Origin of the sequence: Lentzea sp. NBC_00516, from assembly GCF_036346835.1 — a bacterium.
GTDB classification, from domain to species: domain Bacteria; phylum Actinomycetota; class Actinomycetes; order Mycobacteriales; family Pseudonocardiaceae; genus Lentzea; species Lentzea sokolovensis.
The window spans coordinates 5,492,706-5,515,443 of the sequence record NZ_CP107840.1 but is presented as its reverse complement, the minus strand read 5'-3'; the positions used below and the strand labels follow the sequence as shown (position 1 = coordinate 5,515,443).

General features: G+C 70.3%; 13 protein-coding genes. 8 read left to right on the top strand and 5 right to left on the bottom strand.

Annotated elements, in window-relative coordinates; genetic code table 11:
• The first annotated feature begins 180 nt into the window (after positions 1–180).
• The 3 genes from ettA (at position 181) to OG205_RS24345 (ending at position 11,538) form a co-directional block, all read left to right on the top strand.
• The gene (gene ettA / locus OG205_RS24355) at positions 181–1,857 is read left to right on the top strand and encodes an energy-dependent translational throttle protein EttA (RefSeq protein WP_330270398.1); all 1,677 of its coding nucleotides are present in this window, start codon (positions 181–183) and stop codon (positions 1,855–1,857) included.
• Between the two features lie 18 nt (positions 1,858–1,875).
• Positions 1,876–6,213 (top strand): histone H1-like repetitive region-containing protein, encoded by a 4,338-nt coding sequence (locus OG205_RS24350; protein ID WP_330270397.1) that lies wholly within the window; start codon positions 1,876–1,878, stop codon positions 6,211–6,213.
• 381 nt (positions 6,214–6,594) lie between these two features.
• Positions 6,595–11,538, top strand: coding sequence for an NAD-glutamate dehydrogenase (locus tag OG205_RS24345; RefSeq protein WP_330270396.1), 4,944 nt, complete (start codon positions 6,595–6,597; stop codon positions 11,536–11,538).
• Between the two features lie 60 nt (positions 11,539–11,598).
• On the opposite strand, the gene OG205_RS24340 is transcribed toward OG205_RS24345, so the two are convergent.
• Positions 11,599–12,096 carry a DUF2975 domain-containing protein gene (locus tag OG205_RS24340; protein ID WP_330270395.1) on the bottom strand — a complete coding sequence of 166 codons (498 nt, stop codon included), beginning with the start codon at positions 12,094–12,096 and terminating at the stop codon, positions 11,599–11,601.
• An 85-nt stretch (positions 12,097–12,181) separates the two neighbouring features.
• Here OG205_RS24340 and OG205_RS24335 point away from each other — a divergent pair, with 85 nt between their 5' ends.
• Together OG205_RS24335 and OG205_RS24330 are read left to right on the top strand one after the other, a co-directional pair.
• Positions 12,182–12,613, top strand: a complete 432-nt coding sequence (locus OG205_RS24335) for an acyl-CoA thioesterase (protein WP_319981759.1) — start codon at positions 12,182–12,184, stop codon at positions 12,611–12,613.
• Entirely contained in the window at positions 12,606–13,232 is a 627-nt protein-coding gene (locus OG205_RS24330) for a hypothetical protein (RefSeq protein ID WP_330270394.1), read from the top strand. Before OG205_RS24335 ends, OG205_RS24330 begins: the two co-directional genes overlap by 8 nt.
• Here OG205_RS24330 and OG205_RS24325 read toward each other — a convergent pair.
• The 3 genes from OG205_RS24325 to OG205_RS24315 are packed head-to-tail and all read right to left on the bottom strand — an operon-like array spanning position 13,181 to position 15,134.
• Positions 13,181–14,299 (bottom strand): DUF6545 domain-containing protein, encoded by a 1,119-nt coding sequence (locus OG205_RS24325; protein WP_330270393.1) that lies wholly within the window; start codon positions 14,297–14,299, stop codon positions 13,181–13,183. The two genes, OG205_RS24330 and OG205_RS24325, sit on opposite strands and share 52 nt — an antisense overlap.
• A gap of 2 nt (positions 14,300–14,301) precedes the next feature.
• On the bottom strand, positions 14,302–14,730 hold the full coding sequence (locus OG205_RS24320) for a hypothetical protein (RefSeq protein WP_330270392.1): 429 nt from the start codon (positions 14,728–14,730) through the stop codon (positions 14,302–14,304).
• On the bottom strand, positions 14,727–15,134 hold the full coding sequence (locus OG205_RS24315) for a helix-turn-helix domain-containing protein (protein WP_330270391.1): 408 nt from the start codon (positions 15,132–15,134) through the stop codon (positions 14,727–14,729). The genes OG205_RS24320 and OG205_RS24315 overlap by 4 nt, the downstream gene beginning before the upstream one ends.
• Positions 15,135–15,230: 96 nt before the next feature.
• On the opposite strand from OG205_RS24315, the gene OG205_RS24310 reads away from it, so the two are divergent.
• From OG205_RS24310 to OG205_RS24300, 3 genes are all read left to right on the top strand, one after another.
• Positions 15,231–18,194, top strand: coding sequence for an AfsR/SARP family transcriptional regulator (locus tag OG205_RS24310; protein WP_330270390.1), 2,964 nt, complete (start codon positions 15,231–15,233; stop codon positions 18,192–18,194).
• A 46-nt stretch (positions 18,195–18,240) separates the two neighbouring features.
• Entirely contained in the window at positions 18,241–19,656 is a 1,416-nt protein-coding gene (locus tag OG205_RS24305) for a C40 family peptidase (RefSeq protein WP_330270389.1), read from the top strand.
• 66 nt (positions 19,657–19,722) lie between these two features.
• Positions 19,723–21,036 (top strand): FG-GAP repeat domain-containing protein, encoded by a 1,314-nt coding sequence (locus tag OG205_RS24300; RefSeq protein WP_330270388.1) that lies wholly within the window; start codon positions 19,723–19,725, stop codon positions 21,034–21,036.
• 54 nt (positions 21,037–21,090) lie between these two features.
• Here the strand turns inward: OG205_RS24300 and OG205_RS24295 are convergent, their stop codons facing one another.
• Complete coding sequence (locus OG205_RS24295) at positions 21,091–22,683, bottom strand: glycoside hydrolase family 13 protein (protein ID WP_330270387.1); 1,593 nt, start codon at positions 22,681–22,683, stop codon at positions 21,091–21,093.
• Positions 22,684–22,738: the final 55 nt, after the last annotated feature.

Below are 22,738 nucleotides of genomic sequence, written 5' to 3'. Positions count from 1 at the left end.
ACCACGAAGAAGGAGGGAAGCTCGTAGATCGGGGCCGCTGAGGACCGATCGCCGAGAGTCGTTCACGTTCGAACGGAACGGGCTGGTCACCGAGTCGCGTGACGCTCGATCCGGGGGTGGGCGGCCGCTTGTCGGCGACCGAGGTCAGGAGCCTCTGAGCACCGCTCTACGATCGCCGCCATGGCCGAGTTCATCTACACCATGAAAAAGGTGCGCAAGGCGCACGGTGACAAGGTCATCCTCGATGACGTCACGATCATGTTCTACCCCGGCGCGAAGATCGGTGTGGTCGGTCCCAACGGCGCCGGCAAGTCGAGCGTGCTCAAGATCATGGCGGGGCTGGACACACCCGGCAACGGCGAGGCCTACCTTGCCCCCGGTTACACGGTGGGCATCCTGCAGCAGGAGCCGCCGCTCAACGAGGAGAAGACCGTCCTCGGCAACGTCCAGGAGGGCCTGGGCGAGATCAAGGTGAAGCTGGACCGCTTCAACGAGATCGCCGAGCTGATGGCGACCGACTACAGCGACGAGCTGATGGAGGAGATGGGCAAGCTCCAGGAGGAGCTCGACCACGCGAACGCGTGGGACATCGACTCGCAGCTCGACCAGGCGATGGACGCACTGCGCTGCCCGCCGCCGGACGCCGACGTCACCAAGCTCTCCGGTGGTGAGCGCCGCCGTGTCGCGCTGTGCAAGCTGCTGCTGAGCAAGCCCGACCTGCTGCTGCTCGACGAGCCCACCAACCACCTGGACGCGGAGAGCGTCCTGTGGCTGGAACAGCACCTCGCGCAGTACACCGGCGCCGTGCTCGCCGTCACCCACGACCGGTACTTCCTGGACAACCTCGCCGAGTGGATCCTCGAGATCGACCGCGGCAAGACCCACCCCTACGAGGGCAACTACTCCACGTACCTGGAGAAGAAGGCCGAGCGTCTCGCGATCTCGGGCAAGAAGGACCAGAAGCTGCAGAAGCGGCTGAAGGACGAGCTCGAGTGGGTGCGTTCCGGCGCCAAGGCCCGCCAGGCCAAGTCGAAGGCGCGTCTCGACCGCTACGAGGAGATGGCGGCCGAGGCGGAGAAGACCCGCAAGCTCGACTTCGAGGAGATCCAGATCCCGCCGGGCCCGCGTCTGGGCAGTGTCGTGGTCGAGGCCGACAAGCTCAAGAAGGGCTTCGGCGACCGGGTCCTGATCGACGGGCTGTCGTTCACGTTGCCGCGCAACGGCATCGTCGGCGTCATCGGTCCGAACGGCGTCGGCAAGACGACGCTGTTCAAGACCATCGTCGGTCTGGAGGAGCCCGACGCCGGTGTGGTGAAGGTCGGCGAGACGGTCCTGCTGTCCTACGTCGACCAGAACCGCGGCGGCATCGACCCGAAGAAGAACGTGTGGGAGGTCGTGTCCGGCGGACTCGACTACATCCACGTCGGCAACGTCGAGATGCCGTCGCGCGCGTACGTCAGCGCGTTCGGTTTCAAGGGCCCGGACCAGCAGAAGCCCGCGGGCGTGCTGTCCGGTGGTGAGCGCAACCGTCTGAACCTCGCGCTCACGCTCAAGCTCGGCGGCAACCTGATCCTGCTGGACGAGCCGACCAACGACCTGGACGTCGAGACCCTCGGCTCGCTGGAGAACGCTCTCGAGCAGTTCCCCGGCTGCGCCGTGGTCATCTCCCACGACCGGTGGTTCCTCGACCGCGTCGCCACGCACATCCTCGCGTGGGAGGGCACGGACGAAGACCCGTCGAAGTGGTACTGGTTCGAGGGCAACTTCGAGGGCTACGAGAAGAACAAGCTCGCTCGCCTGGGTGCCGACGCCGCGAGGCCACACCGTGTCACCTACCGCAAGCTGACACGGGACTGAGAGGGCAACGGCGACGTCGTGGCGGCGAGGGGCGAGGCGCAGGCGAACGTCGAGGTGAGCACGCTGGTCGTGCCCGCCTGGATGCTGCGTTGGCGGGCACCGGAGCTCGCTCTGGTGCTCGGCGAGCGCGCACTCGCGCTCGCCACCACCCGCCGCGACGAAGCCGACCGCCTGCGGGCGGAGTCGCTGGTGGTCTTCGCGAGCAATCGCGTGGGCCGCGGCGTCCGCATCGCCGACAGGGCGATCGACGCGCTGAAGGCGGCAGAGGCCGCCGGTGAACACGAGACCGCGTGGCTGCTGCGAGTCGAACTCGCGGCGTGCGCGCGGTCCGTGGGAGCCCCTCTGACGGGGTTCGCCGCGGTCACACCGGTGCTCGAGGCGCCGGACGTGCCCGCGGAACTGCGGGCCTCAGCGCTGGTGCAGGCCAGCGAATGCCTGGTCACGGTCGGCCGCGGCGACGAGCCCACGCGGGCTCTCGCCGAGGCGGACCAGCTCTACGTCGCCGACACGACGCTCGACGACGACACGCGTCTGCTGCTGCGCGGCCTGATCCGCGCGGTGCAGGCCGCGCAGCACCGGCGGTGGGGCGACCTCGCCGCCGCCATCGGTGCCGCACGAGAAGGCCTCGACCTGCTGAGCAGGTTCTCCGATCCGTGCGCGGACAGCGGCCAGGCAGCCGGCCGGCTCACGCTGGAACTGGTGCTCTCGCTGATGGACGCGAACCGCCTGCTCGACGCCAGCGACGTCGGCACCCCGATGCTCGACCTCCCGGTGCGCGCGCCGTCGGCGTCCACGACGGGGTGGTTGCGCCTGGCTCTGGCCACGCGCGTGCACCTGCCCGCCGGCAGGGTCGCGCTGGCCCGCGAGATGCTGCGCGAAGCCGCGGCGAGCGCCGAACGCCACCAGCTCGACACGTTGCTCGCCGAAAGCCTGCTCGCGCTGGCCCACGTGCACGAGGTGTCCGGCGAACTGGCCGACGCGCTGAAGAACCTGCGCTCAGCCCATGCCGCCGAACGCCGCCGTGCCCGCGCCGTCTACGCGGTGCGCGCCCGGCTCGCCGCCGAGTTCTCCGGTGTCCACCGCCAGCCGGCCGACCTGCACCAGCAGCTGGCGAGCGTGCTCCGCCCGATCGAGGGCATGCAGGTGGTCACCGACGGCGTGCTGACCGCCGCACTGAAGCAACAACTTCGGCAGTGGCGCCAGGTCCAGGTCCGCAAGGGCGATGGGCTGAAGGTCAAGCGCGTCCGGCGCGCTGCCGAAGACATGACCGTGGAAGGTTTGTCCGCGGCCCGACAACACGCCGCCGACCGGTGGCGCATGGTCCAGCCGTTCGGCGAGCCCGATGACAAGACCCCGGAACCAGTGGAACTGCCACCCGAATCCCTGCCGTCATCTGATTCCCCCTCCTCTGACCGCACCGTCCCCGCCTCCGGCCTGATCGCGTCCGCGGGAGCCATGGTGAGCGGCCGTCGCCGCGCCGCCCGCGTGGCCGCCGGTGAGATCGACGACGACCGGCCCACCACGATCGCCGAAATCCCCATCACACCAGCACTTCCTGATCCCGAGCCGCAGCCGCAGCTCACCGTCGAGCAGGAACGCAAGCGCAAGGTCGAGCAGCAGCTCATGGAGTTGCAGCGCGAGGCCCGCCGCCAGATCGAGGCGGAACGCCAGGCCCGCGCCGAGCAGCGCGCCCAGGCCGAACGCGAAGCCCAGGCCGCCGAGGAAGCCGCGCGCCAGGAGGCCGCCCGCGAAGATGCGGCCCGCCAGGAGGCCGCTCGCCAGGAGGCGGCTCGCGAAGAGGCCGCGCGCCAGGAAGCCGCCAGGCAGGAAGCCGCTCGCCAGGAAGCGGTGCGCCAGGAGCAGGCCCGTCAGGAGGCGGCCCGTCAGGAAGCCGTGCGCCAGGAGGAGGCCCGCCGCGAGGCAGCCCGCCAGGAAGCGGTCCGCCGGGACGTCGCCCGTCAGGAAGCGGCGCACCAGGAAGTCGCCCGCCTGGCCGTGGAACGCGAGGAGACGGCCAGAGAAGCCGCCGCCCGCGAGGAAACGGCCCGTGCCGAGGCCGCCGCGCGTGATGAGGCGTCGAGCTCCCAGTCGGAAAGCGTGCTGGACATGCTCAAGGCCCAGGGCCTGCGAGCAGGAGGCCGCCGCCGGGCCCGTGACGCCGAATCCCAGTCCGAAACCCCGTCGTGGCGCGTGGAACCCCCGTCGGGCCTGCGCCAGACCGACCCGGCGGCAGAGGCCGCGCAGCCGCGAAACTTCTTCGCGGACTCGGGTGGCCCGGCCCGGCCGGACTACTTCGCGGACCAGGACACCCAGGACGGTCCGACCCGCTCAGGCTTGTCCGCGGCGTTCTCCCGTGCACCGGCGGCCCCGGACTTCGGCCCGCACCTCGACGAACCGGCGTACCCCCTGCACACCCCGGCAGGAGGCTTCCCGGCCGCCGCCGCGGACCCGGACGAGCGCAAACTCCCCGACCTGGACTTCAGCGGCCTCGACTTCAGCACCCCGAAGCCGAGGCCCGCCGTCTCGATCCCCACGCCGCCCGCTCCCGCGGAACACCCGGACGAGGACCCGGAGCCCGAACACAAGCCGCTCCCGTCCATCCCGGACCCGATCCCGTCCGTGCCGACCCCGGCCGAGATCCCGCAGGCCCCGGAACCAGACCTGATGTCGACCACGTTCCTGAGCTCGGCGGACATGGACGACGACACCTCGGACGTCCCCACGACCCCGGTACAGGTGCAGTCGCAGGCCGAGCAGCCCCGGCCGGCGTTCGGCACCCAAACCAGCTTCGGCACGCAATCCACTTTCGGCACCCAGGCTTTCGGCACCCAGCCGGCCTTCGCCGCCCAACCAGGCTTCGACTCCGACACGGGCTACAGCACGCAGCCCGAGTCGCCCGAAGAGGCCGCACAGCCAGACCTCGCGACCCAGCCGGACGGCTTCGCCTCGGCGAGTTCCGAGGCGCCGACCGAGACAGGTTTCCGCGCGGTCAGCCAGCCCGACCCGGCCACCACGAACGACCCCGGTGATCGGACGGGCCGTCCCAGCAGCCGCCGCAGGCCGAGCGACCTGAGCCTCGCCGACCTGCTGGCCGAAGCACTCGTCGCCTACGAGACGGGCCGCCGTTCCGACGAGGAACAACTGGAAGCGGTAGACCTGAGCGCCCCGCACTGGTCAGCCGACGAACCAGAGCCGGAAGCCACCCCCGACCGCACCACCGAACCCGAGCCGTCCACCACCGCGGACGCCCTCTTCGGGACAGGAGAGTCGTTCGGCGCACAACGCCCCTCGGCAGAAGGCGCGACGACAGACCCGCAAGCAGGTTCGGACACCCCTTTCAGTCAAGGCAGCCCCTTCAGCCCGCAGCTGGGACGGTCAGCAGAGGCCAGGCCGTCCTCGGACGCGCTCTTCCAGCAGGGCCGGCCCTTCGGCTCCCAGGAGCCCGCAACCGCGGACCAGCCCAGCTCGGAGGCGTTGTTCCGGACGGGCCTCTCCTTCGGCTCGCAGCCCGACCAGGCGACGGATGCCCCGACCGGCGACCCGCAAAATGCCGCGGCGGACACCTCGCCCGGTTCGGAGGCGTTGTTCCGGCGGGGTGAGTCGGTCGGTGGCCGGCACGAGTCACAGGCAGAGGCCCAGCCCGGCTCGGACGGACTGTTCCGGCCTGGCCGGTTCGGCACCCAGCAAGACCCGGCGGCGGAGGCCTCGCCCAGTTCGGAGACGCCGTTTCGGCCCGGTTTGTCGTTCGGCTCCCAGCAGGACTCCACAGCGGACACAGCGTCTGGTTCGGAAGTCTCGTTCCGGGCAGGGCGGTCTTTCGGGGCGCAGCAGGATCCGGCGGAGGAAGCTCAGCCCGGTTCGGACGGACCGTCGCGGCATGGCCGGGACGGCTCCCAGCAGGATCCTGAGGTGGAAGCCGGATCCGGTTCGCAGACGCCGTTTCGGTCAGGCCTGTCGTTCGGTACCCAGCAGGACTCCGCTGCGGACTCCCCGTCCGGTTCGGACACGCCGTTTCGACCAGGTTCGTCGTTCGGTTCGCATCAGAACTCGGCGGCGGACACCTCGTCCGGTTCGGACACGCCGTTTCGGCCGAGCCAGTCCTTCGGCTCCGCGCAGCCCCCGGCGGAGCCCGAAAGCCTGCCGGGCACAGACCTCGCCTTCACCACCACGCCGTCGTTCGGCATCCCTCAGCCGAACCAGGATTCCTACTTCCTCTCCAAGCCGCCCGCGGAGTCCGAGCAGGAGAAGACCGGACCGATCGCCCCGGTGGGTGCCGCGCCGGACAGCGAGACCACCGGTCCCATTCGCCGCGTTCGTCACGACGGACCGGCGGGCTGGACGTTGCCCGGGGTGTGATGGTGGCCAGCACCACACCTCAAGCCTTGCCCAACCCCGTCCGGCCGGTGGCGGGGGAGAAGGCGCGGGGGCGGCGGGACGGCGACCTGGAGTGGGCCGGCCGGTGATCTCCCGCGGTTCGGTGGTGGTCACACCCATGATCGGATGAATGCTGTGGATCGGCCGGGTGCCGGGTCTGGTGGAGGTTGCCGGAGCCGGCTGGTGTCCCGGCGCGTCGCACGATGCGAAAAGCCTTGTCACCACTGATGATGTGACTCGATTCAGCCCACGATTCAGTGGTCCGTCAGTGCCCCTCCCGTTGCCGGTGACGGCCGCCACCCCATCTAGGGTGGGGTCGGACCCGGCACACAGAGGTGCCGGATAGCGTGGAGTCGCCTGAAGATGACCTCGACTGGAGCCCCGACCCGAACCGACGACATCTCTGCGGCCCCCGCCGCGGGTGATGGCAGTCCAACGGCCAGTCCTGAGCAGGTCCGTGACGAGCTGATCGAACGGGCCGCCGCCAATGCCCCCGAACTCGCTGATCTGATCCGCCTGTTCTACCGCCACGTGCCCGCCGAGGAAGTCAACGACGACGACCCGGTGGACCTGGTCGGAGCGGTGCGGTCGAACTACCAGCTCGCCGAGAGCCGCGTTCCCGGACGCGCCGCGGTGCGCATTCTGAACCCCACCCGCGGTACCGACGGGTGGCAGTGTCCCGTCACCGTGGTGCAGGTCGTCACGGACGACATGCCGTACCTGGTGGATTCGGTCGCGTCCGAGCTCACGCGTGGTGGTGTGCAGGTGCAGCGCGTCGTGCACCCGATCGTCGTCGTGCGGCGTGACCCGGTCACCGGTGAGCGCATCGAGGTGCTGCCGACGGCCGACCCGGCCGATCCGCCCTCGGACGCGCTGGCCGAGTCGTGGATGAACGTCGAGGTCGACCTCATCACCGACCCCGATCGTGCCCGCGAGCTCGAGACACGCCTGCTGACGGTGCTGACCGACGTCCGCGAGGTCGTCGAGGACACCGACCGCATGGTCACGACGGCGCTGCAGCTGGCAGAGGAGCTGGAGAAGGACTCGTCCGAGGCCACCACGGACGGCTCGAAGCTGCTCAAGTGGCTCGCGGACGGGCACTTCACGTTCATGGGCTACCGGCAGTACGAGCTGGTGCGGGAGGGCGGCGAACCCGCGCTGCGGGCCGTGCTCGCGAGTGGGCTCGGCGTGCTGCGCCAGGACAGCCTCGCGGCGCGCAGCCTCACCGCCGGGCCGGACAACGGCGCGCAGGCGCTGAGCCCCGACCTGCTGGTGCTGACGCAGGCGAGCGCGCAGAGCAGCGTGCACCGCAGCGTCTACCCCTACTACGTGGGCGTGAAGACGTTCGACGCCGAGGGCAACGTCTCCGGCGAGCACCGGTTCCTGGGCATCCTCAGCACCACCGCGCTGCACGAGGACGTCCTCGACATCCCGGTGATCGAACGCCGCGTGCGCGAGGTCATCCATCGCGCGGGCTTCCCACTGCAGTCGTACTCGGGCCAGCGGATGCTCGAGGTGATCCAGAACTACCCGCGCACCGAGCTGTTCTCGGTCGACGCCGACACGCTCTACCAGACGACGACGGGCGTCATCGCGCTCGCGGAACGCCGCCGGCTGCGGCTGTTCCTGCGCCGCGACCCGTTCGGCCGGTTCTTCTCGTGCCTGGTCTACCTGCCGCGCGACCGCTACACGACGACGAGCCGCCTCGCGATGCAGGAGGTGCTGCTCGCCGAGCTCGGGGGCCTGAACCTCGAGTACAGCGCGCGCATCGGCGAGTCCGCGCTGGCCCGCGTGCACTTCATGGTCCACACGGAGCCTTCGCGCACGCTGGAGCCGGACGTCCACGCGATCCAGGGCAAGCTCGCCGAGGCCATCCGCAGCTGGGACGACCGCATGGTCGAGGCCGTGACGGGCGACAGCGGTGAGCTCGGCGCCGAGTCGGCCACGGAGCAGGGCCAGCGGTTCGCCGCGGTCTTCCCGGAGGCCTACAAGGAGGACTTCAACGCCGCCATCGGTCTGGAGGACTACCGGCGCATCGAGGCGCTCGTCGAGGGCGGCCTCGACATGGTCTTCTACGTGCCGGAGGACGCCGAGGCGGGCGAGCGGCGCTTCAAGCTGTTCGTGACCGGCGAGGGCATCACCCTGTCGGACGTGCTGCCGATGCTGCAGCGCATGGGCGTCATCGTGGTCGACGAGCGGCCGTACGAGATCGCCCGCGAAGACGGCGTGCAGTGCTGGATCTACGACTTCGGCCTGCGCATCGACAAGGCCGCGCTCGCGCAGCTGTCCGAGTCCGACCTCGACCAGGTGCGCGTGCGGTTCCAGGACGCGTTCGCCGCCGTCTGGCGCGGTGAGGCCGAGGTCGACAGGTTCAACTCGCTGGTGCTGCAGGCCGGGCTCACCTGGCAGCAGGCCGCGATGCTGCGCGCGTACGCGAAGTACCTGCGTCAGGCGGGCACGCCGTACTCGCAGGACTACATCGAGGACGCCGTGCTCAGCCACACGAGCGTGGCGATCGCGCTGGTCGCGTTGTTCGAGTCCCGGTTCGACCCGCGGCTCGACGACTCCACGCGTGTCGACCGCACCGAGACGATGGTCGTCGAGACCGGCAAGCTGATCGACGACGTGACGAGCCTCGACGCCGACCGCATCCTGCGCAGCCTGCTCACGCTGATCAACGCCACGCTGCGGACGAACTACTTCTTCCGCGACGCCGACGGCAACGCCCGGCCGTACCTGTCGGTCAAGCTCGACCCGCAGGCCATCCCGGACCTGCCAGCGCCGCGGCCGAAGTTCGAGATCTTCGTGTACTCGCCGCGGATCGAGGGCGTGCACCTGCGCTTCGGCAGCGTCGCGCGTGGTGGCCTGCGCTGGTCCGACCGCCGCGAGGACTTCCGCACGGAGGTGCTCGGCCTGGTCAAGGCGCAGGCCGTGAAGAACGCGGTGATCGTGCCGGTCGGCGCGAAGGGCGGCTTCGTCGTCAAGAAGCCGATCGCCCCGACGGGCGACCCCGGCATCGACCGCGAGAACTTCATGTCCGAGGGCATCGCCTGCTACAAGATGTTCATCTCGGGCCTGCTCGACCTCACCGACAACCTGATCAACAACGAGGTCGTGCCCGCGCCGCAGGTCGTGCGCTACGACAGCGACGACACGTACCTCGTCGTGGCCGCGGACAAGGGCACCGCGACGTTCTCCGACATCGCCAACGGCGTGAGCCAGAGCTACGGCTTCTGGCTCGGCGACGCGTTCGCCTCCGGTGGCTCGATCGGTTACGACCACAAGGCCATGGGCATCACGGCCAAGGGCGCGTGGGAGAGCGTGAAGCGCTCGTTCCGCGAGCTCGGTGTGGACACGCAGACCGAGGAGTTCACCGTCGTCGGCATCGGCGACATGTCCGGTGACGTGTTCGGCAACGGCATGATGCTGTCCGAGCACATCCGGCTCGTGGCCGCGTTCGACCACCGGCACATCTTCATCGACCCGAGCCCGGTCGCGGACACCTCGTTCGCCGAGCGCGTGCGGCTCTTCAACGTGCCGCGTTCGTCGTGGGACGACTACGACCGTTCGCTGATCAGCGAGGGCGGCGGCATCTTCCCGCTCACGGCCAAGTCGATCCCGATCTCCGAACAGGCCCGCGTCGCGCTGGGCCTGCCCGAGGGCGTGGTCAAGCTGTCGCCGCCGGAGCTCAAGAAGGCGATCCTGCTCTCGCCGGTCGACCTGCTCTGGAACGGCGGCATCGGCACGTACGTCAAGGCGTCGACCGAGTCGCACGCCGACGTCGGTGACAAGGCGAACGACGCGATCCGCGTCGACGGCGCCGACCTGCGGGTCAAGGTCGTCGGCGAGGGCGGCAACCTGGGCCTGACCCAGCGCGGCCGCATCGAGTTCGCGCGCACCGGCGGCAAGGTCAACACCGACGCGCTCGACAACTCCGCCGGCGTCGACTGCTCCGACCACGAGGTCAACATCAAGATCCTGCTGGACCACCTGGTCCGGGAGGGGTCGCTGGAACAGTTGCAGCGCAACGAGGTCCTCAGCGAGATGACCGACGAGGTCGGCGAACTCGTGCTGGCGGACAACTACTCGCAGAACAACGTCCTCGGCGTCAGCCGGGCGCACGCCGCACCGATGCTGTCGGTGCACGCGCGTCTCACGGCTGACCTCGAAGCTCGCGGCGCCCTCAACCGCAAGCTGGAGGCGATGCCGAGCGCGGCGGAGTTCAAGGCGCTGGAGAAGAACGGCCAGGGCCTCACCTCGCCGGAGCTCTCCACGCTGCTCGCCTTCACCAAGCTCACGCTGAAGGAAGAGCTGCTGGCGAGCGAGATCCCGACGATCGACACGTTCAAGAACAAGCTGCCGGTCTACTTCCCGACCTTGTTGCGCGAACGCTTCGGCACGGCCATCCCGAACCACCCGCTGGCGAAGGAGATCATCACCACGGTCGTCGTCAACGAGGTGGTCGACGGCGGTGGCGTGTCCTACGCCTTCCGCCTGGCAGAGGAGATGAGCGCGTCGGCGACCGACGCGGTCCGCTCCTACGCCGTCGTCACCGAGGTCTTCGACCTGCCGTCGATCTGGCGTGAGATCCAGGCGCTCGACACCGTGGTGCCGACGGACGTCCAGGACAGCATGGTCCTGGAGACCCGCCGCCTGCTGGACCGCGCGTCCCGCTGGCTGCTGTCCAACCGCCCGCAGCCGCTCGCGGTGGGCTCGACGATCAACCGCTTCCGCGGCGTGGTCGAGGAGCTCAGCCCGTACGCCTTCGACCTGTTGCAGGGCAAGGAACTGCACGTGGTCGCGAGCAAGGCGGACCACTACGTCGAACAGGGCGTCCCGGCCGAACTGGCCCGCAAGGTGGCCGCGCTGCTCTACATGTACGGCCTGCTCGACGTCACCGAGATCGCCGAGCTCGCCGAACGCGAGTTCGGCCCGACCGGCGGCGCGGGCCCGGAGCGCACGCACCGGGAGACGGCCGAGCTGTACTTCTCGCTGTCCGACCACCTCGACATCGACCACATGCTGGACTCGGTGACGAACCTGGAGCGCGGCAACCGCTGGCACGCCCTGGCCAGGCTGGCTCTCCGCGACGACTTCTACTCGTCGCTGCGGGCCATCTCCGTCGACGTGCTCAGGGCGAGCGACGAGGGCGACACGGCGACCGAGAAGATCGCCAAGTGGGAGCAGGCCAACGCTTCCCGCCTGGCGCGTTCGCGTGGCGCGCTGGAGGAGATCAACCGGGTCCACCAGCTGGACCTGGCGACCCTGTCCGTCGCCGCCCGCCAGGTGCGGAGCATGGTCCGCTAGCAGGAGCACGAACGAGAACCGGGGCGTCGCGGAATCCCCTCCGCGGCGCCCCGGCGTTTCTCAGACGACCTGCTCCAGTTCCGCGCGCTGGGCGATCGCCCTGCCGAGCCACTGCCGTCCGATGACGACCAGCAACGCGACACCGATCGCCGCGATGGTGCCGACGGCGGAACCCATCCACAGCCCGAGGACCTCCATGCCGTCGGCGGGCGAGGGGATGTCCGCGAACGTGACGTAGACGAACAGCGACCCGAGCACGATGCCACCGCCGGCGATGGCGCCGATCGCGATGTTCGTCCACAGAAGCGCGCCGGACTCGAACACGGTGCCCTCACCCGCCCGCTGCAGCATTCCGCCCAACGCCACGGCGAGGACTTGAAGGCACGCGATGAAGACGATCGCGAACACCACGAACGGCAGCCGCACGGACTCGTAGGGCGGGAAGAGTTCGACCTCGCCCTCCGCGGTCCCCGGGATCACCACGACCTGCGCGAACAGGCCGCCGAGAACCGCGACGGCGAGCAGGGCCTGCAGGAAGAACACCACTACGCGAGACATAGATCGAGTATCGAGAGCTGCCTATCGATTTTCAATCGGCTGGTGTGGAGGTCCTGTGAAGGTTCGTGGACGGTAGGGTCCCTGCATGGGTGTCTTCGTCACTGGTGTGCGGCCGCGATGGTCGGACATGGATGCGTTCGGCCACGTCAACCACGCGAACACGGTGACGTTGCTCGAAGAGGCCCGCATCGAGCTGCTGTTCACCGAGGCGGCCCGCCACGGGGTCAAGGAACTGGCCGAGGGCATGGTCGTGGCGAAGCTCGTGGTCGAGTACCTCGCGCCGATCGTGTTCACCGGCGAGGACGTTCTGGTGGAGATGTCGGTGCGGGAGTTGAAGTCCGCGTCGCTGACGCTCGACTACGTGGTGCGCGGCAGCCGCGACGTGAACAGCCCGGTGGTGGTCAAGGCGGAGACGCTCATGGCGCCCTACAACGTGACGACAGCACGACCGCGCCGGCTGACCGAGGCCGAGCGCGATTTTCTCGCCGGGTGGCGGGCAGGGGGAAACGGTGCCTGAGCTGGTGTTGGCCGACGCGGCCGAGAGAGACGACCTCGGGGCGTTCGCCGCGCGGGCGGTGCGGCTCGACGCGCAGTCCGTGGTGCGGCTGCGCAACCGCGACGAGAAGCTGCTCGACGCGTGGGTGGCCACGCCGTTCGACACGCTCGCCACGCGAACCGTTGCGGGACAGGCGACTCCGGCGGACGTCACGGTGTCCGGGTCGGAGCTGCTGACGGGCCTCGCGGTCATGCGCGACGAACGCATCGACCCCGGTCCTGCCAAGGACCTGATGTGGCGCTCGGCCCTGCCGCCCGCCGAGGGCTGGCTGGTGGTCGACCGGCTGCCGGTCGAGGTCGTCGCGAAGATCGCGGACGAGGGCGTCGAGGTGGCCAGGGAGAACACCGGGCCACAGGGGACGCCGCCGGCCTCGTTGCTGGACCAGACGGTGCTGACGGTCAGCGGGTCCGGACTGGACGTGAAGATCGCGCTGCGGGTCCTGTTCGCGTTGTCGGGCATGGGTTTCCTCGGCGAGGACGGCGATGTCCGGGTGACCGCGACCGACTCGTGGCTGCGGATCGACGCCCGCTACGGCGCGGTCGTCCGGCGGCGCCACTCCATGCTGCCGCTGCTCGTCTGAAGCGCGGCGTAGGCGGAGCTCACCTCGGCGAGCCAGTCCGCCTCCTCGTCCGCGGCGGGCGTGTGGAACTCGGGGAGCAGGCCTCCTGGCCCGCCGCGCAGGGCCGCGTCGATGCACGCCGCTTCGGCGCAGGCCCGCGCGTTGAGTCCCGCGGCTGAAGCAGACGCCAGTGCCGCGTCGTAGACGGCGGCGTCCAGGTGGGAACGCAACGGGCCGATGAGCGCGTCCCGGATGCCGATCACCTGGTTCAGCAACCGCGCACGGGAACCACGCACGCCTGGCGAGCTGACCCCGAGCGCGGTCGCCAGCGGAGCCAGTCGCCGGTGGAGGAGGTGTCTGCGCAGTCCCGCGCTCGCCGACGGCAGCAGCAGGCCGGCGAGCAGGAACATCCCGGCCGGCGCGATCAGCAGGATCTGCACCCCGGACAGTCCGTGCTCGGCCCAGGGCGGGGGCGTACCCAGCCACACGGCGATCGAGTAGGTCACCTTGTGCACCGCGTACGCGATCATCAGCGCACAGCTGATCCCCATCAGTGTCAGGCTCGCCCTGAGCACACCGCTTTCCCGCGTGCGGTGGAGCCACGCGAGCCTCAGCACGTCCGCCATCGCGAACGAGCTGTAGCCCTGCCACACCAGCACGTACGCGAGGACACCCGCGTCGGCGTGGCCACGTTCGCCGAGCAACGGCAACCCGAGGCGCACCGGACCGAGCAGGTAGCAGACGGCCAGCAGCGCGGAGGCCGCGGCGAACAGTCGGGCACGGGAGCGGACGGGCGCATCCGGCCTGACGACGGCGAGCGTGAACACAACGGCGAAGAACGCCGTTCCCATGCTCGCCAGGTGTTGTGGCAACTGCGGGAAACCCGGCAGTTCCCCGAACGCGCGGTGGACGGGCCAGTAGACGGCGGAGAGCCCGAGCGCGGTCGAGATCTCCATGCACACCAACGCGAAGACCACCGCGCGGGCCGCCTGGTCGGACGGGTTGCGCCGCCAGGCGAGGCAGCGGTTCAGCGTGCCCGCGGCGATCACGGCGACCAGGACCAGGTGTGCCGCGACGGCCGCCGCCACGCTCAGGCCTCCAGCACGCGGCGGAAGCCCGACGCCCTGCTGGCCCTGGCGAGCACGGCGTAGGCGAAGTCCTCCGCCTGCCGTTCCGCGCGGTCGGAGAAGGTGTCGTGCTGACGGGCCAGCATGATCCGCAACGTTTCTCCGCCGAGGTCGGGAAAGAGCTGCCCCATCGTCTCCGCGCCGCTGTGCTCGTGCAGGACGTGCCCGAGCTCGTGCAGGATGATGTGCTCTTGGTGCAGCACGGAGGTGTGCTGCTCGAAGCAGAGGATGTCGGCGTGCTCGCCGGCGAGCCACAGCCCGCACGGTCCCAGCGACGTCATGGGGAAGGGCGTCAGCACGATCGGCCGGCCTCGCTCGGCGCCGATGCGGCCGCACAGTTCGTGGATGTCGAACGGGCGTGGCAGGTCGAGCTTGGCGGCCAGCCTGTTCACCCGAGGCCCTCCAGTTTGCGCAGCTGCTCGGTCAGCGCGCGGACCGCGTCCACGCTGCCGGGGGACAACCCGACCATCCTGGCCGCGGCGCTCGCGACCCCCGCGTCCCGCATCGCGGCCGCCAGCCCGATCTGCGCGGTGACCTGTTCGGTCGTCTGGTCGTCGAAGAAGTAGGCGACCGGGATGCCGAAGAAGTCGGCCAGCCGTTGCAGGGTGTCCTTCGTCGGGTTGGTGTTCTTGCCGGACCGCAACGCGGACAGCAGCCCGGTCGACAGGCCGGTCGCGGCCGAGACTTCGGGATGGGTGAACGGTTTCCGGCCGCTCGGACGCACCTCGCGGAAGAGGTGATCGACCTTCTCCGCCAACGTCCCGGGGGCGGCAGCGGCCTCGTTGACGTCTCCCACGCGAGAAGTCTACAGTCGGCGCCCGATCACTTTAATGACTCAGACTGCTGATGAGATCAGTCTGGTGATTACGGTGCCGGTTGTCTGGGGGGACACATGCGCATCCGCCTGCTGGGATCGGTGGAGGCCTTCGTCGGCGGCAGACCTGTTCCGCTCGGCGGGCCCAAGCCGAAGACGCTGCTGGCGCTGCTGGTGGTCAACTCCGGGCGGGTCGTCGGGATGGATCACCTGGTCGGCGCCGTGTGGGGAGAGGAACCACCGGACACGGCCCGGTCCTCGCTCTACACCTACGTGTCGGCGTTGCGGCGGGCACTGGGTGACGCCATCAGCAGGCGCAACGGCGGCTACCTGTTCAGCGCCGGCCCGGACCAGGTCGACCTGCACGAGTTCACCCGGCTGGTCGACGACGGCCGCGGACTGCTGACCGACGGCTCTCTCCAGGAGGCCGCGAGCCGGTTCGACGCGGCACTGGCGTTGTGGGACGGGCCGGCGCTGGGCGACACGCACGGGGAGTGGGTCGAGACGGAGCGCGCGCGGCTGGAGGAACTGCGGCTGGTCACCGTGCAGGACACCGCGGAGGCGAAGCTGGGACTCGGCCGCGGCGGGGCGCTGGTCGACGCCCTCACGACGGCTGTAGCGGAACATCCGCTGCGGGAACCGATGCGCGGCAGGCTCATGCTCGCCCTGCACCAGGCGGGCCGGCAGGCCGACGCGCTCGCCTGCTACCGGGACGGCCGGGCCCTGCTGCTCGACGAGCTGGGGGTCGAGCCGGGGCCCGAACTGCGCGCCGCGCACGAGAAGGTGTTGCGGGACAACGGCCTGGCGCTGCCCACGCCGCTGCCGAAGAGTCCGGACCAGCTGCCGTTCGGCATCGGCGACTTCACCGGCCGCACGCGGGAAGCGGACCAGCTCACCCGTCGGCTGCGCGCGGGCACGAGGCTGTGCGTGATCTCCGGCAAGCCGGGGGTCGGCAAGTCGGCCCTCGCGGTGCGCCTGGCCCACGAGGTCGCGGACCACTTCCCGGACGGCCGGTTGTTCGCGGACCTGTGCGGGCTGCAGCCGGTCCGCGCGGAGCCGGCGGACGTGCTGGCGGGCTTCCTTCGCGCGCTCGGCGTCGCGAACACGGCCGTTCCGGACGGCTTCGCGGAACGCGCCCAGCTCTACCGGACGCTGCTGGCGGACCGGCGCATGCTCGTCGTTCTCGACGATGCCGCCGATGAGCAGCAGGTCCGCCCACTGCTGCCGGGCGGTCACGGGTGCGCGCTGCTCGTCACCAGCAGGCGGCGCCTCGACGCGCTCGGCGGCGGCACCCAGTTCGGTCTCGACGTGTTCGGCGACGCGGAGGCGCTGGACCTGCTCGGCCGGGTGGCCGGGCAGGCCCGCATCGACGCGGACCGGGACCAGGCGCTGCGCATCGCCCGGCTGTGCGGGCACCTGCCGCTCGCCCTGCGGATCGCGGCGGCCCGGCTCGCCGCGCGGCCGCTGTGGCCGTTGCGCAGGCTCGCCGACCGGCTGACGGACCAGCGTGAGGTCCTGCGGGTGCTGCAGGTCGGTGACCTGGAGGTGCGGGGGAGTCTCGCGCTGAGCTACGACGGCATGCCCGCGCGGGAACGGGTGGCGTTGCGCCGGCTCGGCCTGCTCGGCGTCCCGGACTTCGGTACCTGGCTCGTGGCCGCGCTGCTCGACTGCCCGGTGCCGGAGGCGGAGGACACCGTCGAACGCCTGGTGGACGCGCAGCTCGTGGACATGTCGATGAGCGGTGGCATGGTCCGCTACCACCTGCACGACCTCATCCGCGCGTTCGCCCGTGAACGCGGTGAGGCCGAGGAACCGGTGCACGACGTCCACGCCGCCGCGTCGCGCGCGGCCCGGTCGGCGTCGGCGCTGGTGCGGATCGCCGGCGACCGGATGCCGCGCGCGACGTTCGCCGCCGACCGCCTCGACGCCGTGCCACACCTGGACGGGATGGTGATGGAGGAGCTCGCCGACCCCGAGCAGTGGTTCGCCGCCGAGCAGGCCGGGCTCGTCGCGACGGCGGAACGGGTCAGCGAGCTCGACCTCAGCGAGGACGCGACCACCCTCGCGGCGACGCTGTGCTCGTCCAGGTTCGCTGTGCACAACCTTTTCGGGCCGTGGTGGCGCACGCACAGCGCGGCACTCGGCGCGGCCAGGCGGACCGGTGACCGGGCGGGGGAGGCCAGGCTGCTGGCGGGGCTCGGCTGGCTGCGGTTCGAGCAGGACCGCTTCGACGAGGCGGAGGACTACTACCAGCGGGCGATCACCGCGTACGAGTCCGGCGGCGACCGGCGCGGCCTGGCGAGCGTCCGGCTGGCGCTCAGCAGCGTGCAGCGCGAGCGCGGCAGGCTGGCGGAAGCCCTGGTGTCGCTGGAGAACGCACTGCCCGACCTGGCAGACCCGAGCGCGATCGCGCAGGCCGCGCACGGCAGGAGCCGGGTGCTGACCGAACAGGGAGACCTGCACGCCGCGCTCGACGCGGGTCTGCGCGCCCTGGAGGCCTACCAGCGGATAGGGGACTGCCGGGCCGAGGCGATCGTGCTGCGCTCGGTCGGCATCGTGCACCGGGCCGCCGGACGGTTGCCCGAGGCGGCGGCGTGCTGCGAACGGGCGCTGGAACTGTTGCGGGACAGCGGTGACCGGCTCATGACGGCGTACGCGGTGCAGGCACTGGCGAAGGTCCGGATCAGGCAGGGCCGCGGCGCGGAGGTCGAGGACGACCTGGTGGCGTGCCTGGTGACGTGCAACGAGATGCAGGACGGCTTCGGGCAGGCGCTCGTGCTGCGCACCCTCGGCGAGCTGCACCTGGCGCAGGGCAGGCCGCACGACGCCAGAGACCACCTCGAACGGGCGCTGCGGTGGTGGGAGGCGTTGTCCCTGCCGCTCTTCCGCGCCAGGACGTTGCGGTCACTGGCCGAACTGGGTGACGAGGCGGCGTGGGACGAGGCACTGGCGGTCTTCCAGCAGCACGGCGCCCGTGAGGCACGCGAGGGAAAACCTCAAATCCGATCTTCAGATCGCTTGGAGGCGCTCGGCCCAGAGTAGGAGCAGCACCGCGGGCAACGGGTCCGCGAACTGTCTGGGGGCAAGCATGAGGACCAGGAGAACGTTAGGACTCGGCGTGGTCGCGGCACTCGCCGCGCTCGCGCTGGCAGCGCCGGTGTCGGCACAGGAGACCGTGCAGAGGCAGGGAACCGAGGTGCCGATCGCCGGACTGGCCGCGGCCGGCGTGGACGAGCCGATCACCAGGGGCGAGGTGATCTCCCGCGCGAAGACCTGGCTCACCGCCAACAACGGCGGGCCGGTGCCGTACGACATGGGAGGCTGGTTCGGCGGGTACCGCGCCGACTGTTCCGGGTTCGTCTCGATGGCCTGGAAGCTCGGCTCGAGCCGGACCACGGAGTCCCTTCCCGCTGTCTCCCAGCGGATCGCGAAGAACGACCTGCTGCCGGGCGACGTGCTCGGCAAGCTCGGTCCCGGCACCGGCGGCCCGGCCGGCCACGTGGTCATCTTCGAGGCGTGGGCGAACGACGCCAGGACGGCGTACACAGGCATCGAGCAGGCGGGAAGTCCTGGCCACACGGTGCGCCGCACGATCCCGTACCCCTACTTCGGCGACTCGAGCTACCTGCCGTGGCGCTACAACAGGATCACCGACGCTCGCCCGGTGGACCGCGTGAGCGACGTCAACAGCGACGGGTTCGGCGACCTGATCGGCGTGGACGCCAACGGTGAGCTGTTCGGCTACAACAACGCCACCCTGGTCAGCGGGGACCGTTCTCCGTTCACCGGCGAGACCTGGCGCAACGCCGGCGGCGACTGGTCGGCGGTGACGACGCTCGCCTCGGGTGACGTGACCGGCGACGGCTACGCGGACCTGGTCGGCGTCGAGGGCAATTCCCTTGTCGTGTACGCGAACGGCGCGTTGGTCAGTCCGGGCGGCAAGCCCTACGGCGGCGTCACCTGGCGCTACGACGGCGCCTGGAGCGGGGTGTCCCACGTAGCCGTCGCGGACGTGACCGGCGATGGTTTCGGTGACCTGGTCGCGGTGGAGCGTTCGGGTGTGTTGGTGGTGTACGCCAACGGCAGCAAGGTGAATCCGGGCGGCAAGCCGTTCGGCGGCGAGACCTACCGCATGGGTCAGGGCTGGGGCGGCGTCAAGCACCTCGGTGTCGCCGACCTCAACCGGGACGGGTTCGGTGACCTGGTCGCGGTCGACGGCAACGGCGAGTTGTTCGGCTACAACAACGCCACTCTGGTGAGTGGCGACCGCAAGCCGTTCACCGGGGAGACCTGGCGGATCCGGAACAGCAACTGGTCCGCGGTCAAGCAGTTCAGCGTGATGGACGCCAGCGGTGACGGCTACGCCGACATCATCGCGGTCGAGCCGGACGGCAAGCTGGCCATGTACGCCAACGGTTCCCTCGTCAACCCCGGCGGGATTCCCTACACCAACCGCACGTGGTCCGCGGCCGGCGACTGGTCCGGCGTCCGCACCCTGGCCTGATCCACCGAGCCGACGAGAAACGAGAAGGAAATGTCTTTCCTGCAACGACTTGCGGCTGGTGTCCTGGTGACCGCCGTGATCACCGGTGGAGCAACCATCGCCCACGCGACACCTGGAGACGCGCCGGGCGTCCAGGACGCGGACGAGGTGTGCGTCATCCCGCCGAACCGCGACCTCAACGTCACCAAGATCGTCTACCAGGTGGCCAGAGACCTGAGCGTGTCGGACAAGGTCATGCTCGCGGGCTTCGAGGCCGGCTGGGTCGAGTCGCGCATGAACAACGTGCCGTGCGGTCACCTGGACTCCGTCGGGGTGTTCCAACAGCGGCCCTCACAGGGCTGGGGAACGCCGGAGCAGATCATGGACGTGACCTACGCGTCCAGGGCGTTCTTCCAGTCGGCGATCAGCGTCGACCGTGCCAACCCCGGGCTGTCCGCGGGTCGGCTCGCGCAGAAGGTCCAGCGCTCGGACTACCCCGAGCGGTACGACCAGGCAGAGGGCACGGCACGAACGTTGCTGGCCGAGGTCGCGATCCCGGCGGACCGGGTGAGCGACGTCAACCGGGACGGCTGGGGTGACCTGATCGCGGTGGACGGCAACGGCCAGTTGTTCGGCTACAACAACGCCACTCTGGTCAGTGGCGACCGCAAGCCGTTCACCTCGGAGACGTGGCGGTACGCCGGTAGCGACTGGACCGGCACGAAGCTGCTGGCATCGGGCGACGTGACCGGTGACGGCTACGCGGACCTCGTCGCGACGGGCACCGACGGCACGTTGTCGGTGTACGGCAACGGTTCTCAGGTCAACCCCGGCGGCAAGCCGTTCGGCGGCGTGACGTGGACGTACCAGGGTTCCTGGGCGGACGTCCGGCAGCTGGCGATCGCGGACGTCACCGGCGACGGCTGGGGAGACCTGGTCGCGGTGGAAGGTTCGGGTGCGTTGGTGGTGTACGCCAACGGCAGCAAGGTGAATCCGGGCGGAAAGCCGTTCGGCGGGGAGACCTACCGGTTGGGCGTGGGCTGGGGCAACGTCAAGCACCTCGGTGTCGCCGACCTCAACCGGGACGGTTTCGGTGACCTCGTCGCGGTCGACGGCAACGGCGAGTTGTTCGGGTACAACAACGCCACGCTGGTGAGCGGTGATCGCAAGCCGTTCACCGGGGAGACCTGGCGGATCCGGAACAGCAACTGGTCCGCGGTCAAGCAGTTCACGGTGATGGACGCGTCCGGCGACGGTTACGCCGACATCGTGGCCGTGGAGCCGGACGGGAAGTTGTCGGTGTACGCCAACGGTTCTCTCGTCAATCCCGGCGGAGTCCCGTATGCCGGTGTGACGTGGTCCATCGGCGGTGACTGGTCCCAGGTGCGCACGTTCGCCTGACCGGTTCACCACGAACAGCGCCCCAGGACCCCCGGGGCGCTGTTCGCGTCAGGTTCAGGCCAGCCAGACCGCGGTGTCCGGGGGCAGCTGGTCGCCGTCCATCGGACCGGACGACAGCAGCACCTGCCCGGGAGGCAGCGGCACGGAGGCGCCCGAGGTGTTCAGGGCGCAGATCAGCCCGCCACCCTTGCGCCGGAACGCGAAGCAGCCGGCCGGGGCGCCGTACCACTCCAGTTCCTCACCGGCGAAGCCCGCGTTGGACTTCCGGTGCTCCAGCGCCTCGCGGTAGAGCGAGAGCATCGAGCCGGGGTCTTCCAGCTGCGCCTCGGCCGTGAGGTGGTCCCACTCGTTCGGCTGCGGCAGCCAGGTGTTCACGGCCGTGGAGAACCCGAACGGCGGGCTGGTGCCCTCCCACGGGATCGGCACGCGGCAGCCGTCCCGGCCGCGCTCGGTGTGCCCGGAACGCTCCCAGGTCGGGTCCTGCAGGGCCCAGTCCGGCAGCTCCACGTTCGGCAGGCCGAGCTCTTCGCCGTTGTAGAGGTAGATCACGCCCGGCAGCGCCAGCTCGACCAGCGTCATCGCGCGGGCCCGCTGCTCGCCCAGCGCGCCGCCGCCGTACCGCGTCACGTGCCGCACCACGTCGTGGTTCGACAGCGTCCAGGTCGCGGGCGTGCCGGTGAGTGCGACGGCGCCGAGCGAGTGCTCGATGGCCGAACGGACCGCGTCGGCGTCGAAGCCGGCCTCGACCAGCCGGAAGTTGAAGCCCAGGTGCAGCTCGTCGGGACGGACGTAGGCGGCGAAGCGCTCGTCGTCCTTCACCCAGATCTCGCCGACGGCCATGGTGCCGGGGTAGCCGTCCATCACCTTGCGGATCATGCGGTGGATCTCGTGCACGCCGTCGTTGTCGAAACGCGGGTCGTGCGCGTCGTCGGACAGCACGCCGGGGGCCTGCGCGCGGATCTCCATGTCCGGCAGGCCGTCGGGCTTGGCCATGCCGTGCGCCACGTCGATGCGGAAGCCGTCGACCCCGCGGTCCAGCCAGAACCGCAGCGTCTGCTCCAGGTCTGCGCGGACCTCCGGGTGGTCCCAGTTGAGGTCGGGCTGCTCCGGCGCGAACAGGTGCAGGTACCACTGGCCGTCCGGCACACGGGTCCACGCGGGGCCGCCGAAGACGGACGTCCAGTTGTTCGGCGGCTGCGAGCCGTCGAAGCCGCGGCCCTCGCGGAAGATGTAGCGGGCGCGCTCCATGCTGCCGGGACCGGCCTGCAGCGCCTCCTGGAACCACACGTGCAGGTCGCTGGTGTGGTTCGGGACCAGGTCGACCGTCACGCGGATGTTGTGCTCGTGCGCGTCCGCGACCAGCCGGTCGAACGCGGCCAGGTCGCCGAACATCGGGTCCACGTCGCGCGGGTCGGCGACGTCGTAGCCGTGGTCGGCCATCGGCGAGCGGTAGAACGGGGTGAGCCACAGCGCGTCGACCCCGAGCAGCTCCAGGTAGCCGAGGCGGGACCGGATGCCGTCGAGGTCGCCGACGCCGTCGCCGTTGGAGTCGGCGAAGGAGCGCACGTAGACCTGGTAGAAGACGGCGTCACGCCACCAGACGGACTCTTCGGCGATCTCGGGACTGAGGTCGGAGGAACGTCGCACGGGGGGTCATCCTGCCATTCGTCTCGCTGCTAAAGGACCCGAACGGGTGATGGGC